Raw genomic sequence first — 14,830 nt, 5'->3', positions numbered from 1 at the left:
CGTCACGGGGCAGACGTGATGGCGTCGAGGCGGGCCAGCACGACATCATCGACGTCTTCCGACACGACCGCATCCACCCTGCCGTCCGCAGCACGGCGGAAGCGCAGCGGACCCAGGCCACCCTCCATGGCGAACAGGGTGTCGTCCAGCGGGACGAGTTCGGCGGGCGGTTCGTCCGCCGACTCCGCGTGCAGGCGACCGTGCGCGAGCGTGATGCGCAGCGTCCAGTCGTAGCGTTCGACACGGTAGGTGCCGACATAGTCGCGCAGCGTCGCCTCCGGCACGGCGACGCCCTTCGGCTTCACCCGCTGGTTGATGTTGCCCAGGCCATGCGCCTGCCCGCAGACGGCACACATCGTCGGTGGCGCCAGGTTGCTGATGGCGTGCGCCACGGGATGCCGGGTCTGCAGGAACGCATGCAGTGCGCGGAGATCCTCGTCGGTCAGATGGCGGAAGGCGGCCCACGGCATCATCGGATGCGTCAGCCCTTGCTTGCCCGTGCGCATCAGCTGGACGAACGCGTCCGCGTCGTAGTCGATCCCGGTGGCATGCGGGGTGAGGTTGGTGCTGTAGATGTTCTTGCCATCGCGCGAGATCGCGTTGCCCCCGGCGAACGCACCGGGCAGCCGCTCCGCTTCCCACAGCGTGTGGCACCCGCCGCAATCGCCGATCGCCGCCAGATAGCGCCCGCGCTCGAGCGGACTGTCGTCGGCGGGGCCGGACACGGGCGCGGTGATCGGCATGGGGCGACCGACGATGCGCTGCACCTGCTCCTCGGAGAGCTGCGTGCGTGGCAGCGGATTGCGGATGGCCGGCAGCGAACGCAGGTAGACGATGACCGAGGCGAGGTCTTCGTCCGACAGCTGCGAGAACGAGGGGTACCACATCTGCGGATGCAGCGGCCGCCCGTCATGGCTGATGCCTTCGCGGATCGCACGCGCCAGCATGTCGTCGCTCCAGCCGCCGACGCCGGTTTCCACGTCGGACGTCAGGTTCGGCGCGACCAGCCGCGTTGCGCCCTCGTCCTTCCACACATGGCCGGCCATCGTGCGGCTCTGCACCGGCGGCGCGCCCGGCTGTCCCCAGTCGCGGTCGGAATGGCACAGCGCGCACTGCAGGATGCCTTCAGCGAGATAGCGCCCGCGTTCGCGCCGCGCCTGGGTGCGCTCGAACGTGCGATCGGTCAGCGGACGGATACGCAGGCCGGGCAGCGGCGGTTGCTGGGCGATGGCCGTCAGCGCGGCCTTCGGGGGCACGGGCGCCGCACGCTCACCGCAGGCGGCGACCACGACCACGCAAGCCGCCAGCAACGCGGTCCGTACACGAAGAGCAAAGCGCATCGGACGGCTCCGTCGGTGGCGTGTCCGAACGAAGCCAACGCGGCGGGCGCCCAGACACGGACACCTTCGGGAAAGGTCAGGCGGCGGCGATCGCCAGCACGTCGTCGAGCAGGGCGGCGGCGGTGACTTCGGCGCCCGCGCCCGGCCCTTGCACGACCAGCGGCTGCTCGGGGTAGCGGTCGCTGTAGATCGCCACGCGGTTGTCGGTGCCGCCTCCCCCGCACAGCGGATGGTCCAGCGGTAACGCCTGCAGGCCGACACTGGCCCGCTCGTGGTCGAAGCGGCCGAGGAAGCGCAGTCGCGCGCCGTTGCGGTAGGCCTCCTTGAAGCGGGCCGCGAGCGGCGCGTCCAGTTGCGGCAGCGCGGCGTCGAAGGCGGGCAACGACAGCGCCGCAAGGTCCGCCGGGACCAGCGAGTCGACGCGCACGTCTTCCGCCTGCAACGGCAAGCCGGCGGCACGCGCGAGGATCAGCAGCTTGCGGCGCACGTCCTCGCCGGACAGGTCCAGGCGCGGATCCGGTTCGGTATAGCCGGCCTGGCGCGCCTGCCGCACGAAGCCCGAGAACGGGCGCATGCCGTCGTAGTGGTTGAACAGCCACGCCAGCGAGCCGGACAGCACGCCTTCGACGCGGTGGATGCGGTCGCCACCGGCCACCAGCGCGCGCAGGCTGCGCAGCAGCGGCAGGCCTGCACCGACGGTGGCTGCATCGCCGTAGCGGGCGCCGGAATCCGCGCGTGCGCGGCCGATCGCCTGCGCACGCGGCAATGCACCGCCGATGCCGAGCTTGTTCGCCGTCACCACGTGCACGCCGCGCGACAGCCATTCCGCATGCCAGTCGGCCACGCTGTCGCTCGCGGTCGCATCGACCACGATATCGCCAGCCCGCAGCGCCTCGCCTTCCGCCCAGGGCGGCAGGTCGCCGTCGCGCGGCGACGCCTGGTTGGCGTCGTCCAGCGCCTGCTGCGCGGCATTCCCGCAGGCGTGCAGCGCGCGCGAGTTCGCGAGCCAGGCGAGCGTGGGCACGGGCAGGTCGCGTTCCTGCAGGCGCTGGTAGCGCGCGACGAAGGCGCTGCCCACCACGCCGGTACCCAGCAGCGCCAGCTTCGGCGCGGTGCGCGGCGCGGTCGCCAGGCGGACGACGGTGCTCATGCGTCGGCGAGCTTGCGTTTGGATTCCGCGGCCACGGCCTCGGCGCGCGCCAGCGCGGCGGTGAGGTCGGCCAGCAGGTCGTCGGTGGCCTCGATGCCGACCGACAGGCGCAGCAGGCCGTCGGTGATGCCGGCCTTCGCGCGCGCTTCCGGCGTCATCGCGGCGTGCGTCATGGTGGCCGGATGCGCGACCAGGCTTTCCACGCCGCCCAGCGACTCGGCCAGAGTGAAGTAACGCAGGCCTTCGACGAACGCGCGCACCGCTTCTTCGCCGCCATCCAGCTCGACGCTCAGCATGGCGCCAAAGCCCTTCTGCTGGCGCGCGGCCAGGGCGTGGCCGGGATGGGAGGCCAAGCCTGGGAAATAGACCTTCGACACCACCGGATGCGCATCCAGCAGTGCGGCGATGGCATTCGCGTTCTCCTGGTGCGCGCGCAGGCGCGCATCCAGCGTGCGCAGGCCGCGCAGGGTCAGGAAGCTGTCGAACGGCGAACCGGTCAGGCCCAGCGCGTTCGCCCACCACACCAGCTGCTGGTGGGTGTCGGCATCGCGCGCGATCACCGCACCACCGACCACGTCGCTGTGGCCGTTGATGTACTTGGTGGTCGAATGCAGCACGATGTCGGCGCCGAAGGCGATCGGCGTCTGCAGCGCCGGCGACAGGAAGGTGTTGTCCACCACGGTGCGTGCGCCAGCCTTGTGCGCCGCCTCGATGACGAAGCGCAGGTCGGTGATGCGCAGCAGCGGGTTGGACGGCGTTTCGATCAGCACCAGCTTCGGCGACTGCGCCAGCGCATCGGCCAGCGAGCGCGGATCGGTCAGGTCGGCCGTGATCAGTTCGAAGTGACCCTTCTTCGCCAGCGCGTTGAACAGGCGCCAGCTGCCACCGTACGCATCGTGCGGCACCACCAGGCGGTCGCCCGGCTCCAGCAGCGCGTTCAGCACCAGCGTTATCGCGCCCATGCCGGTGGCGGTGATGACGGCGCCGGCGCCGACTTCCAATTCGGCCAATGCTTCAGCCAGCAGGTCGCGCGTGGGATTGCCGCTGCGGGTGTAGTCATATTCGCGCTTCTGCGCGAACCCGGCGAAGCTGAAGTTCGACGACAGCACGATCGGCGGCGTCACCGCGCCGTAGGCGGTGTCGCGATCGATGCCGGCGCGCACGGCGGCGGTGGCGGGACGACAGGGCGCGTCGGCGTCGGTGGGGATATAGCTGCTCATGCGAGGTCTCCGGCGGCGCGCAGGGCCGAGGTGAGGATGGAATCGATGCGGTCGGTTTCTTTCAGGAAGGCGTCGTGGCCGTAGGGCGAGCGCAGCACGCGCAGCTGGCCCAGCGTGGCGAGGCCTTCGACCAGTGAGACGGAATCGGACAGCGGCACCAGGCGATCGCCTTCCACGGCGACCACCAGCGTGGGCACGCGGACATCGGCGGGATCGACACGGTGCAGGTCGATGGATTCGGACAGCCGCACGTAGGCGGTGACCGGCGTGCGCGCGACGTACTGCGCACCGGCGGCGTCCAGGTAGTCCTCGGCAGCCACGCGCACGCGGCCGTTGACGATCTCCGGCGCGCTGTCGAAGCGCTCGCCGAACTCCTCCGGCGTACGGTAGCTGAGCATGGCGAACTGGCGGGCCAGCGACAGGCCCTGCGCATCGGCGCACTGCAGCTGGCCGAGCGTCACCGCACGGCGCTGCAGCGCGCGCCAGGCCGCGGCATAGGGATGCGCACGGTGGGCGCCACTGACCGCGACCAGCTTCTTCAGCCGCTCGGCATGGCGCACGGCGAACTGCAGGCCGACCAGCGCGCCATACGAATAGCCGACGAAGGCCTCCAGCCGCGCGATGCCCAGCGCCGACAGCAGTTTGGCGATGGCATCGGCCTGGTCGGCGGTGTCGATGGGGGCGTCGAGGCGGCCGTCGGCACCGACGAAGTCGAACGCAAGCAACTGGCGCTGCGCCGGGTCCAGTGCGCGACCGGCGCCGACCAGCTCGTTCAACCAGCCGCTTTCGGGAAACACGTCGCTCGCGGTCAGGTGGCGATGCGCGGAGATACCGCCGGCGACGAACACCACCGGCGCACCCGCCGGTCCCTGCAGCTCATAGCGCAGCGTCACCGCACGGGTGCCGGCGTGGCGCATCGCCAGTTCCACCACCACCTCGCCGCGCAGCGCGCGCGGACCGTCGTCCTGCGTGGACGACAACGGGAAACCCTCGGTCAACGACGGCTCGGGCAGGCGGTTCAGGGCGGGACTGGCGTAACTCATGGCGACATCCGGTGGCGGTGTCCCTGACGGGACGGGGACTGCACCACCGAGCTTCGCGGAGCTCGCGTTCGCCGTGCCGAGGACACGGTACGAACCATCTTCCGGCAGACGCTGAGGTCCCCGCAGGATTTGGCACCACCACGGCGCTTGCGCGTCGCTGGCTGCCCCGGCTTCTTCGGGCCTGTCCCTCTGCCGGTCTCGATGGTGGACGTACTTTGCCCACCCCGGGGAACGATGTCAATCGCTTTATTCGGATGAAGCGATGAAGTTTGACGCCGGTCGCCCTGCCGGCCGACCGGGTGGATGCCGCATAATTCATGACATGACCCGGAATCTCCTCCTGGGCGGCCTGTGCGCAGCCTTGCTGGCCGCCTGTTCCACCGCCCCGCTGCATACCTCCACCCCTCCCGCCCCGCCGCCGAAGACCGCGGCCGACGCCGTCATCGCCGAAACCTGGGTGTCAGCGCCGGTGGCCGGCGACGAACTTGATTCGCTGGTCGCCTGGCCGACGGAAGACGGGCAGGTCTGGCTGATCGCCACGGCCAAAGCCACCCATCACCTGGCCGTCTACGACGCCGACAGCGGCGAACGGCTCCGCACGGTCGGTACCCCCGGCAGCGCAGTGGGCCAGTTCAACCGTCCCAACGGCATTGCCGTGTTCGGCGACCTGCTGTTCGTGGCCGAGCGCGACAACCACCGCGTGCAGGCGTTCCGGCTGCCGGAATTCGCCCCGCTGGGCGCGTTCGGCGCCGACGTGCTGCGCTCCCCGTACGGCCTGTGGGCGCACGAGACTGCCCCGGGCGAAGTGGAACTGTTCGTCACCGACAGCTTCATGTCGGACTTCCGCACCATGACCCTGCCCCCGATGGCCGAACTGGATGGCCGCGTGAAGCGGTTCCAGGTGCGCGTCGAGGACGGCGGCAAGCTGGAGGCGAGGTTGCTGGGCCAGTTCGGCGACACCGGTGCCGCCGGCGCGCTACGCATGGTCGAGTCCATCGCCGGCGATCCTGCACACGATCGCCTGCTGATCGCGGAGGAAGACCGTCGCGTGGGCTCCACGCTGCGCGACTACCGCCTGGCGACCGGCACCTACAACGGACACAGCCTGCCCACGTTCGACGCCGATGCCGAAGGCATCGCCCTGTGGTCGTGCAGCGCGGACAGCGGCTACTGGGTCGCAGTGGACCAGCTGACACCGACCCGCTTCCGCCTGTTCGACCGCGCCACGCTGGCACCGTCCGGCGTGTTCTCGGGCAAAGCGACCTCCAATACCGACGGCGAGACGGTCTACGCGATGCCGACCAAGCGTTTCCCTTCCGGCGCGCTGTTCGCGCTGCACAACGATGAATCGCTCGCGGCGTTCGACCTGCGCGACATCGCCCGTGCGCTCGATCTGCAAGGCGATTGCCCGCGGTGAGCGCGCGCCTGCTGGCCCTGGCCTGCGGCATCGCCGTGCTGGTCGGCAGCCTCGGCGAGGCGGGCGCGGCCCGCCTGTACCGCTGGAAGGACAAGCAGGGCTACACGCAGTACGGCGACCAGCCACCTCCGCCCGAGCAACTGGCCGGCAGCGGCGTGGACGTCATGCGCTTCCGCAATCCGCCCAGCGCGCTGGTGCGGCTGCGGCTGGAAAAGCAGGGTCTGCGCTACCAGGCCTGGGCCGACAACCTGATGCATGGGCCGGTGGAGGTGCAGCTCGACTTCCGCCGCCAGCGCGACGTCCGCAGTGCCCCCGCCCTGCCCGCCCGCGCCCTGGTCCCCGCGCGCAGCAGCGTGCTGGTCGCCGACATCAACGTGACCGACCCGCTGCGGGGAGGCGATTTCGAGCTGACCCTGGACGGCATGCCGGGCGATCCTGCCAGCAAGCCGCAGGACTACGAGTACCGCCTGCCGTTCGACTACGGCCGCGTACGCGTGGACCAGGGGCCGGGCGGGCGCTTCAGCCACAGTGACGCGCAGAACCTGCACGCCGTCGACTTCGCCGTCCCCGAAGGCACGCGAATCGTGGCGGCACGCGAAGGCCTGGTGATGCAGGTCGAGTCGGACTTCGACAAGGCCGGGCTGAACCGCGAGAAGTACGGCGGCCGCGCCAACTTCATCCGCATCCTGCACAGCGACGGCACCATGGCCCTGTATGCGCACCTGAAGGCCGAGGGCGTGCAGGTGCGTGTCGGCCAGTACGTCAGCAAGGGCCAGTACATCGGCCTGTCCGGCAACACCGGCTTCTCGACGGCGCCGCACCTGCACTTCGTGGTGCAGGCCAATCGCGGCATGCGGCTGGAATCGGTGGCGTTCCGCATGTTCGGTCCGCTGGGCCAGCTGCAGTTCCCGTCCGGCCGCTGAGCCGGCGGGGCCCGGCCCCGTCGCGGCCGGTATAATCGCCGCCTTCCCGCTCCTTCAGCGCCCGCCCGGGCGCCCGCCCCATGTCCAATCCGACCAGCGCCGTGGCCAACGAAGCCACGCGCCGCCGCACCTTCGCCATCATTTCCCACCCCGACGCCGGCAAGACCACGCTGACGGAAAAGCTGCTGCTGTTCGGCGGCGCCATCCAGATGGCCGGCTCGGTGAAGGGCCGCAAGGCCGCGCGCCATGCGACGTCCGACTGGATGGCGCTGGAAAAGGAGCGCGGCATCTCGGTCACCTCGTCGGTGATGCAGTTCCCGTACGAAGGCAAGATCGTCAACCTGTTGGATACGCCGGGCCACGCCGACTTCGGCGAAGACACCTACCGCGTGCTCACTGCGGTGGACAGCGCGCTGATGGTCATCGACGTGGCCAAGGGCGTCGAGGAACGCACGATCAAGCTGATGGAAGTCTGCCGCCTGCGCGACACGCCCATCATGACCTTCATCAACAAGCTGGACCGCGAGGGCAAGGATCCGATCGACCTGCTGGATGAAGTGGAAAGCGTGCTGGGCATCCAGTGCGCGCCGGTGACGTGGCCGATCGGCATGGGTCAGCGGCTGAAGGGCGTGGTCCACCTGCTGACCGGCGAAGTGCACCTGTACGAACCCGGCCGCAACTTCACCCGTCAGGACTCGACGATCTTCCCGTCGCTGGATGCCCCCGGGCTGGCGGAAAAGATCGGCGAGGAAATGCTGGCCCAGCTGCGCGACGAACTGGAACTGGTGCAGGGCGCCAGCCATCCGTTCGACAAGCAGGCCTATCTGGACGGCAAGCAGACGCCGGTGTTCTTCGGCTCGGGCGTCAACAACTTCGGCGTGCAGCCGCTGCTGGACTTCTTCGTCGAGCATGCGCCGTCGCCGCAGGCGCGCGAGACCACCGACCGCAAGGTGCAGCCGGACGAGAACAAGCTGACCGGCTTCGTCTTCAAGATCCAGGCCAACATGGATCCGCAGCACCGCGACCGCGTGGCGTTCATGCGCGTGTGCTCGGGCCGTTTCGAAGCGGGCATGAAGACCTTCCACGTGCGTAGCGGCAAGGAGATGAAGCTGGCCAATGCGCTGACCTTCATGGCCAGCGACCGCGAGATCGCCGCCGAAGCGTTCCCCGGCGACGTCATCGGCATCCACAACCACGGCACCATCTCGATCGGCGACACCTTCACCGAGGGCGAGGCGCTGTCGTTCACCGGCATCCCGAATTTCGCGCCGGAACTGTTCCGTCGTGCGCGCCTGCGCGACCCGCTCAAGCTCAAGCAGCTGCAGAAGGGCCTGGCGCAGCTGTCCGAAGAAGGCGCCACCCAGTTCTTCCGTCCGCTGATGAGCAACGACCTGATCCTCGGCGCGGTCGGCGTGCTGCAGTTCGACGTGGTCGCCTACCGCCTGAAGGACGAGTACGGCGTGGACGCGTCGTTCGAGAACGTCAGCGTGGCCACGGCGCGCTGGATCCGCTGCGACAACGCGAAGAAGCTGGAAGAGTTCCGCGACAAGAACGCGATGAACCTGGCGCTGGATGCCGCCGGGCAGCTGGTCTACCTCGCCCCGACGCGGGTGAACCTGCAACTGGCGCAGGAACGCGCGCCGGACGTGCAGTTCCTCGCCACGCGCGAACACGCGCACAGCGTCGACCTAGGCTGAACGCGCGTCCGTCGGCCGACCGCCGCCCCGGCGATGGTCGGTCCATGCAACCCGTGCTGCATTGCGGTAACGTGACGTCATGAGCGAACCGACCTCCTTCCAGACCCTGCGCGCGCGCAAGCGGGCCGATCATCTGGTCGACCTGCGGGACGAGATCGCCAGCGCGCTGACGCACGGTCTGGGCGCCGTCCTCGCGCTGGCCGGCGGTGCGGTGCTGATCACCCTGGCCGCGGTCCACGGCGACGGCTGGCAACTCGGCGCGTCCATCGTGTTCGGCGTCACCCTGCTGCTGCTGTACACGGCGTCCACGCTGTATCACGCCATCCAGCACCCCGTGGCCAAGGGCCGGCTGAAGGTCTTCGACCACTGCGCGATCTACCTGCTGATCGCCGGCACCTATACGCCGTTCACCCTGATCGGCCTGCGCGGCCCCTGGGGCTGGGGACTGTTCATCGCGATCTGGACGATCGCCATCGCCGGTGTGATCTTCAAACTGTTCTACACCGGGCGCTTCAAATTGCTGTCGACCCTCATCTATATCGCCATGGGGTGGCTGGTGGTCGTGGCGATCAAGCCGCTGCTGACCTCGGTGGATCCGTGGACGCTGGGCTGGCTGCTGGCCGGCGGCCTGTTCTACACGTTGGGCACCTTCTTCTACCACCGCGAATCGATCCGCTATTCGCATGCGATCTGGCACCTGTTCGTCATCGGCGGCAGCGTCTGCCATTTCGTCGCAGTCACCCAGCAGGTGTTGTTGCCCCGCCTGGCGTGAACCACGCATCGACGTTCGTGTCCCGCACATGAACCAGCACGCCGCGTTTCGCGGTACGTGAACACGCGGTCCCCAACCATGGGGCCATGAACGCTGCACGCTCCCCACGCCGTCGCTTCGCTCTGCGCCCGCTCTCGCGCACCGGTGCGATCGCCCTGGGCGTGCTGGCGGCGGTCATCGTGGTGGTGGCGATCCTGTTCGAATGGAACTGGCTGCGGCGGCCCATCGAATGGGTCGTCGAACGGCAAACCGGTCGCAGCTTCCATATCGCGGGCGATCTGGATGTCGACCTGGGACGGGTGACGACTGTGCGCGGCGATGCACTGACCTTCGGCAATGCCACGTGGTCCAAGGTGCCGACGATGGCGGCGGCCGACCGCGCAGAGTTGAGCGTGGAAGTGTTCCCGCTGATCTTCAAGCGCGAGACACGCATTCCGCGCATCCACCTGACGCGTCCGCAGCTGCGGTTGGAAAGCGGGCCCGACGGCACCGGCAACTGGGTGTTCGGCGATACCAGCGGCGAAAGCCGGACGACCTTCCGCGACCTGTGGATTGACGACGGCCGCCTGCTGTTCCTCGACCCGAAGACGAAGACCGACGTCGACATCGCGCTGGACAGCGCCAAGGCGCCCGCATCGGGCGAGGCATCGGCCGTCAACGTGGAGGGCAAGGGCCGCTGGGCCGGCAACCGCTTCACCCTGGCCGGCCAGGTCGCCTCGCCGCTCGCGTTGCGCGACACCGACAAGCCCTACCGCATCGATCTGCGCGCCACGGCTGGACCGACCCGTGCCCACGCACGCGGCACCCTGCTCGATCCGTTCCGCCTGCGCGACTTCGATCTGAAGCTGATGCTGGCCGGGCAGAACCTGGAAGACCTGTTCCCCCTGATTGGCGTCGCCACGCCGCCGACGCCGCCTTACAAGCTGGACGGACGCTTCACCCGCGACGGCAACACCTGGCACTACGACGATTTCGCCGGTGTGGTCGGCGACAGCGATCTGGGTGGCTCGGCCGCAGTGACCGTCGGCCGCGAACGGCCGCTGCTGAAGGCGAACCTAATCTCGAAGCGGCTCGACTTCGACGACCTAGCCGGCTTCATCGGCGCGCCGCCACAGACCGGCGGCAGTGAAGCCAGCAACCCTGAGCAGCGTGCCGAAGCGGCGGCGTTGGCGGCGGACACGCGACTGCTGCCGGATACGCCCTACAACCTGACGAAGCTGCGCGCGATGGATGCCGATGTGCGCTGGAAAGCGCACCGCATCAACGCGCCCAGCCTGCCCATCGACGACATGGATGCACACCTGCTGCTGGATGCCGGCCTGTTGCGCCTGGAACCGCTGAACTTCGGCGTCGCGCAGGGCGACATCCGTTCGCAGATCCGCATGGACGCGCGCAGCGACACCATCCGCACGGACGCAAAGATCGCCATCCGCGGGCTGGACCTGGGCGAGTTGTTCCCGCAGGCCGAACTGACGAAGAGCGCGATCGGCCGCATCGGCGGCGACATGGCAATCGCGGGCACCGGCAATTCGATCGCCAGCATCCTGGGCACGGCCGATGGCGACATCGCCGTCGGCATGGGCCGTGGCCAGATCAGCAACCTGCTGATGGAGCTCGCGGGCCTGGATATCGCCGAAGCGCTGAAGTTCCTCATCACCAAGGACAAGACCGTGCCCGTACGCTGCGCGTTCGGCGACTTCGCGGTGAAGGACGGCGTGATGCAGACGCGCACCCTCGCCTTCGACACGGCCGACACGATCATCGTCGGCAAGGGCCAGATCAGCCTGAAGGACGAAACGCTGGACCTGGAGATGCGCCCGCGCCCGAAGGACCGCAGCATCCTGGCGTTGCGCTCGCCGCTGGTGGTTGGCGGCACGTTCAAGGATCCCTCGTTCCGCCCGGACTTCAAGCGACTGGGCCTGCGTGGTGCCGTCGCCGTGGCACTGGGCACCATCACCCCGCCAGCCGCGCTGCTGGCCACCATCGAGGTGGGTCCGGGCGAGGACAGCGCCTGCGGCGGGCAGTACGCGAAGTAAAGCAGCTCAGCTGGCGATGTAGCGCTGCAACTGGTCCAGTTCGACCTTCTGGTCCTCGATGACCGCCTTGACCAGATCGCCGATGGAAATGACGCCGACGATGGCCTCGCCGTCGGCCACCGGCAGGTGACGGATACGATGCTCGGTGACGACCTGCATGCAATGGTCGACGCTGTCGTCCGGGCGCACGGTCACCACCTTCGACGTCATGATGTCGCGCACCGGCGTGTTGGATGAAGAGCGGCCCTGCAACACGACCTTGCGTGCGTAATCGCGCTCGGACACGATCCCGCACAGTCGCGGCCCCTGCATCGCGAGCACCGCGCCGACGCCTTTCTCCGCCATCAGCCTGATGGCATCGAGCACCGAGGCATCGGGCGACACCGCGAAGACTTCAGGGGTCTTGGCCCCCAGCAACTGACGAACCGTGCGCATGGCGATCTCCTGGGTGGGGAGCGGGTCGATCTGGTCCGGCCAAGGATACTCCTGCCGACGCGGGTTGCCATGCATCCACCAGGTAGAGCGGCCGCTGCTTGGATTCCTCGTACAGGCGCCCGAGGTATTCGCCGATCAGGCCCAATGCCACCAGTTGCACGCCGCCGAGGAACAGGATCACCGTCATCATCGTCGGCCAGCCGGCGACGGGGTCTCCGAACAGCAAGGCCTTGCCGACGATATAGATGGCGAAGGCGAAGGCCAGCAACGCGGTCAGCACGCCCAGGTAGGTCGCCACACGCAACGGCGCGGTGGTGAAACTGGTGATGCCTTCCAGCGCGAAGTTCCAGAGTTTCCAGAACCCGAAACTGCTGCTGCCCGCCACACGCGCCTCGCGATGGTAGGGCAGCGCCTTCTGGCTGAAGCCCACCCAGCCGAACAGACCCTTCATGAAACGGTGGCGTTCGCGAAGTTCGCGCAGGGCAGCAAGCGCGCGCGGCGACAACAGGCGGAAGTCGCCGGTATCGGCCGGAATGGGCGTCTTCGACAGGCGACCGATGACGCGGTAGAACGCATGCGCGGTGGCCCGCTTCAACCAGCCGTCCCCATCGCGCTCGATGCGCGTGCCGTGCACGTTGTCGTAGCCGGCCTGCCACTCGCGCACGAAGTCGCCGATCAGTTCCGGCGGATCCTGCCCATCGGCATCCAGGATCAGCGCCGCGCCCGTATCGACGCGGTCCAGGCCCGCGGTGAGCGCCGCCTCCTTGCCGAAGTTCCGCGACAAGCGCAGCACGGACACGCGCGGATCCTCCGCCGCGAACGCCCGCATCACCGCCCAGGTGGCATCACGGCTGCCGTCATCGACATACAGGACGCGGCCGTGGACGCCTTCCAGCGCATCCAGCGCCGCCATGACACGCGGGTGCAGCAGCGGCAGCGATTGCGCTTCGTTGTAGGCGGCCACCACCACGGTGACCTGCCAAGATCCATCGTTGCTCATTGCAGTGTCTCGAGATACGCGGTGCCACCGATCTGTCGGACCTGCCGCTGGATACTCGTGGCGCGGCGCTGCACGTAAGGCCCCGGCCGATGCGCGCTGTAGCGGCGTGGCGACGGCAGCACCGCGGCGAGTCGGGCGCTCTCGTTGGCGGTGAGGCCCGCGGCATCCTTCCCCCAGTACCGTCGTGCCGCCGCCTGCCCGCCATACACCCCATCGCCGAACTCGGCGACGTTCGCGTAGACCTCCAGGATGCGCGTCTTCGGCCACAACGCCTCGATCAGCACGGTGTACCAGGCCTCCAGTCCCTTGCGCGCCCAGCGCGTGACGCGGTTGCTGCCCTGCCAGAGGAACAGGTTCTTCGCCACCTGCTGGCTGATGGTGCTGGCGCCACGAAGACGCGTCACCGGCCGGCCGCGCTTCTCGGCGCGCTCGACCATCTTGCGGTTGTGCAAGCGCGCCTTCTCGATCGCGCCCAGGTCGAACCCATGATGGCTCGCGAAGTTCTGGTCCTCCGCGGCGACCATCGACAGCGGCAGGCTCGCCGCCATGCGGTCCAGGTCACGCCATTCATAAGCCACCCGGAAGCCGAACTCGCCCTTGCCCCACGCCTCGACCACACGCGCCGCCATGAAGGCCGTAAACGGCGGATCCACGAAACGCAGCACGACCACCTGCACGACGCTGGCCGCCGCGAACAGGAAAGGCAGTGCGAGCAACCAGCGGAACCAGCGGCGTCCCCGTGACGCCTTTGCGACCGGCACTGCGCTCATCGGACCTGCCGGAGCTTGCGGATGGTATGGGTCGTCCCCATCGTGATGTTTCCCCCAGGACTGTCGGATCATCGGCATTATGCCGAGACGTCAGCCCACCCCGCATTCCCTGCCCGGATTTCCATGACTGCCGCCCCCACCATCGACGCCCTGACCCGCTTCCTGCTTCCCGCCGCCGGTGTCCGCGGCGTGGCCGTACGGCTGGGGGACACGTGGCAGACAGTGGCGGGCCGCGCCGAGTATCCGTCAGCAGCACGCGAACTGCTCGGGGAAGCGAGCGTGGCAGCCGTGCTGTTCACCGGCCACACCAAGGTGGACGGTCGCCTGTCGATCCAGTTGCGCAGCCAGGGTGGCCTTCGCAGCCTGTTCGCCGAGTGCACGGCGGCCGGCACCGTTCGCGGCATTGCTCAGGTAGCCCCGGACCAGGACGCGCCGCGCGACCTGCGCGACCTGGGCGACGGCGCCCTGCTGGCCATCACCATCGAGAACCCGGGCCTGGACCCGCGCGAGCCGCAGCGATACCAGAGCCTGGTCGGCCTGGAAGCCAGCCGCCTGGCGGAGGCGTTCGAGGACTACTTCCGCCAGTCCGAGCAACTGCCTACTCGCCTGCTGCTGGCGGCGGACGGCGACCGCGCCTGCGGCCTGATGCTCCAGAAACTCCCGGGGGACGAGGGCGATGACGACGGCTGGAACCGCGCCGGTGCACTGTTCGACACCCTGGGCGAAACGGAACTGCTGGCCACTGGCATCCCCGACCTCCTGCACCGCCTGTTCCACGAAGAGTCGCTGCAAATCCTGACCCAGCGCCCAGTTCGCTTCGGCTGCTCTTGTTCACGTGAGCGGGTCGAGAGCATGCTGCAGTCGCTGGGAGAGGAAGAGGCGACGGCCGCGCTGGCCGACGGGGCGGCTGAAGTCCGTTGCGAGTTCTGTGGGCAGGAGTACCGGTTCTCCCCCGTGCAGATCGCGGAACTTTTCAGCCAGCCCAGGGTCGAGGTAGACGCGCCCAGCCGCCTGCAGTGATCCGGCG

The 14,830-nt window shown here is 68.8% G+C and carries 13 protein-coding genes and 1 riboswitch; of the genes, 6 read left to right on the top strand and 7 right to left on the bottom strand.

What is annotated here, in order from left to right:
• Positions 1-2: 2 nt before the first annotated feature.
• The 4 genes from ACSQ1W_RS02130 to metX form a co-directional block, all read right to left on the bottom strand.
• Positions 3-1,340: a c-type cytochrome gene (locus tag ACSQ1W_RS02130; protein WP_436041476.1), complete on the bottom strand. Its 1,338-nt coding sequence runs from the start codon at positions 1,338-1,340 to the stop codon at positions 3-5.
• A gap of 76 nt (positions 1,341-1,416) precedes the next feature.
• Complete coding sequence (locus ACSQ1W_RS02125) at positions 1,417-2,490, bottom strand: homoserine dehydrogenase (protein WP_436041475.1); 1,074 nt, start codon at positions 2,488-2,490, stop codon at positions 1,417-1,419.
• Complete coding sequence (locus tag ACSQ1W_RS02120) at positions 2,487-3,710, bottom strand: O-succinylhomoserine (thiol)-lyase (protein WP_192270254.1); 1,224 nt, start codon at positions 3,708-3,710, stop codon at positions 2,487-2,489. Before ACSQ1W_RS02120 ends, ACSQ1W_RS02125 begins: the two co-directional genes overlap by 4 nt.
• Positions 3,707-4,753 carry a homoserine O-succinyltransferase MetX gene (gene metX / locus ACSQ1W_RS02115; RefSeq protein ID WP_192270256.1) on the bottom strand — a complete coding sequence of 349 codons (1,047 nt, stop codon included), beginning with the start codon at positions 4,751-4,753 and terminating at the stop codon, positions 3,707-3,709. The genes ACSQ1W_RS02120 and metX overlap by 4 nt, the downstream gene beginning before the upstream one ends.
• A 91-nt stretch (positions 4,754-4,844) precedes the next feature.
• A riboswitch (SAM riboswitch) is annotated at positions 4,845-4,961 on the bottom strand.
• Positions 4,962-5,075: 114 nt separating this feature from the next.
• Here metX and ACSQ1W_RS02110 point away from each other — a divergent pair.
• The 5 genes from ACSQ1W_RS02110 to ACSQ1W_RS02090 all read left to right on the top strand — a co-directional run bounded on the left by ACSQ1W_RS02110 (position 5,076) and on the right by ACSQ1W_RS02090 (position 11,598).
• On the top strand, positions 5,076-6,170 hold the full coding sequence (locus ACSQ1W_RS02110) for a phytase (RefSeq protein ID WP_436041474.1): 1,095 nt from the start codon (positions 5,076-5,078) through the stop codon (positions 6,168-6,170).
• The gene (locus ACSQ1W_RS02105; protein ID WP_436041473.1) at positions 6,167-7,093 is read left to right on the top strand and encodes a peptidoglycan DD-metalloendopeptidase family protein; all 927 of its coding nucleotides are present in this window, start codon (positions 6,167-6,169) and stop codon (positions 7,091-7,093) included. The genes ACSQ1W_RS02110 and ACSQ1W_RS02105 overlap by 4 nt, the downstream gene beginning before the upstream one ends.
• Positions 7,094-7,173: 80 nt before the next feature.
• Complete coding sequence (locus tag ACSQ1W_RS02100; RefSeq protein WP_436041472.1) at positions 7,174-8,790, top strand: peptide chain release factor 3; 1,617 nt, start codon at positions 7,174-7,176, stop codon at positions 8,788-8,790.
• A gap of 79 nt (positions 8,791-8,869) precedes the next feature.
• The gene (gene trhA, locus ACSQ1W_RS02095) at positions 8,870-9,562 is read left to right on the top strand and encodes a PAQR family membrane homeostasis protein TrhA (protein WP_192270264.1); all 693 of its coding nucleotides are present in this window, start codon (positions 8,870-8,872) and stop codon (positions 9,560-9,562) included.
• Positions 9,563-9,648: 86 nt separating this feature from the next.
• Positions 9,649-11,598, top strand: coding sequence for an AsmA family protein (locus tag ACSQ1W_RS02090; protein ID WP_436041471.1), 1,950 nt, complete (start codon positions 9,649-9,651; stop codon positions 11,596-11,598).
• A gap of 6 nt (positions 11,599-11,604) precedes the next feature.
• Here the strand turns inward: ACSQ1W_RS02090 and ACSQ1W_RS02085 are convergent, their stop codons facing one another.
• The 3 genes from ACSQ1W_RS02085 to mtgA are packed head-to-tail and all read right to left on the bottom strand — an operon-like array spanning position 11,605 to position 13,803.
• Entirely contained in the window at positions 11,605-12,033 is a 429-nt protein-coding gene (locus ACSQ1W_RS02085) for a CBS domain-containing protein (RefSeq protein WP_192270268.1), read from the bottom strand.
• Positions 11,993-13,033, bottom strand: a complete 1,041-nt coding sequence (locus ACSQ1W_RS02080; RefSeq protein WP_436041470.1) for a glycosyltransferase family 2 protein — start codon at positions 13,031-13,033, stop codon at positions 11,993-11,995. The genes ACSQ1W_RS02085 and ACSQ1W_RS02080 overlap by 41 nt, the downstream gene beginning before the upstream one ends.
• Positions 13,030-13,803, bottom strand: a complete 774-nt coding sequence (gene mtgA, locus ACSQ1W_RS02075; protein ID WP_436041469.1) for a monofunctional biosynthetic peptidoglycan transglycosylase — start codon at positions 13,801-13,803, stop codon at positions 13,030-13,032. The genes ACSQ1W_RS02080 and mtgA overlap by 4 nt, the downstream gene beginning before the upstream one ends.
• A gap of 123 nt (positions 13,804-13,926) precedes the next feature.
• On the opposite strand from mtgA, the gene ACSQ1W_RS02070 reads away from it, so the two are divergent.
• Complete coding sequence (locus tag ACSQ1W_RS02070) at positions 13,927-14,823, top strand: Hsp33 family molecular chaperone HslO (RefSeq protein ID WP_436041468.1); 897 nt, start codon at positions 13,927-13,929, stop codon at positions 14,821-14,823.
• The last annotated feature ends 7 nt before the right edge of the window (positions 14,824-14,830 follow it).

The organism is Pseudoxanthomonas sp. LjRoot143, from assembly GCF_964252945.1.
Taxonomy (GTDB): Bacteria; Pseudomonadota; Gammaproteobacteria; order Xanthomonadales; family Xanthomonadaceae; genus Pseudoxanthomonas_A.
The sequence above is the reverse complement of the archived record's forward strand: the minus strand, read 5'-3'. Positions and strand labels throughout refer to the sequence as shown.

Excerpts from the sequence above, each read along its gene's own strand:
- ACSQ1W_RS02120 (WP_192270254.1), bottom strand. The coding sequence starts at position 3,710 with ATGAGCAGCTATATCCCCACCGACGCCGACGCGCCCTGTCGTCCCGCC.
- ACSQ1W_RS02070 (WP_436041468.1), top strand. The coding sequence starts at position 13,927 with ATGACTGCCGCCCCCACCATCGACGCCCTGACCCGCTTCCTGCTTCCC.
- ACSQ1W_RS02100 (WP_436041472.1), top strand. The coding sequence starts at position 7,174 with ATGTCCAATCCGACCAGCGCCGTGGCCAACGAAGCCACGCGCCGCCGC.
- ACSQ1W_RS02090 (WP_436041471.1), top strand. The coding sequence starts at position 9,649 with ATGAACGCTGCACGCTCCCCACGCCGTCGCTTCGCTCTGCGCCCGCTC.
- ACSQ1W_RS02125 (WP_436041475.1), bottom strand. The coding sequence starts at position 2,490 with ATGAGCACCGTCGTCCGCCTGGCGACCGCGCCGCGCACCGCGCCGAAG.
- trhA (WP_192270264.1), top strand. The coding sequence starts at position 8,870 with ATGAGCGAACCGACCTCCTTCCAGACCCTGCGCGCGCGCAAGCGGGCC.
- ACSQ1W_RS02080 (WP_436041470.1), bottom strand. The coding sequence starts at position 13,033 with ATGAGCAACGATGGATCTTGGCAGGTCACCGTGGTGGTGGCCGCCTAC.
- mtgA (WP_436041469.1), bottom strand. The coding sequence starts at position 13,803 with ATGAGCGCAGTGCCGGTCGCAAAGGCGTCACGGGGACGCCGCTGGTTC.
- ACSQ1W_RS02085 (WP_192270268.1), bottom strand. The coding sequence starts at position 12,033 with ATGCGCACGGTTCGTCAGTTGCTGGGGGCCAAGACCCCTGAAGTCTTC.
- ACSQ1W_RS02110 (WP_436041474.1), top strand. The coding sequence starts at position 5,076 with ATGACCCGGAATCTCCTCCTGGGCGGCCTGTGCGCAGCCTTGCTGGCC.
- ACSQ1W_RS02130 (WP_436041476.1), bottom strand. The coding sequence starts at position 1,340 with ATGCGCTTTGCTCTTCGTGTACGGACCGCGTTGCTGGCGGCTTGCGTG.
- metX (WP_192270256.1), bottom strand. The coding sequence starts at position 4,753 with ATGAGTTACGCCAGTCCCGCCCTGAACCGCCTGCCCGAGCCGTCGTTG.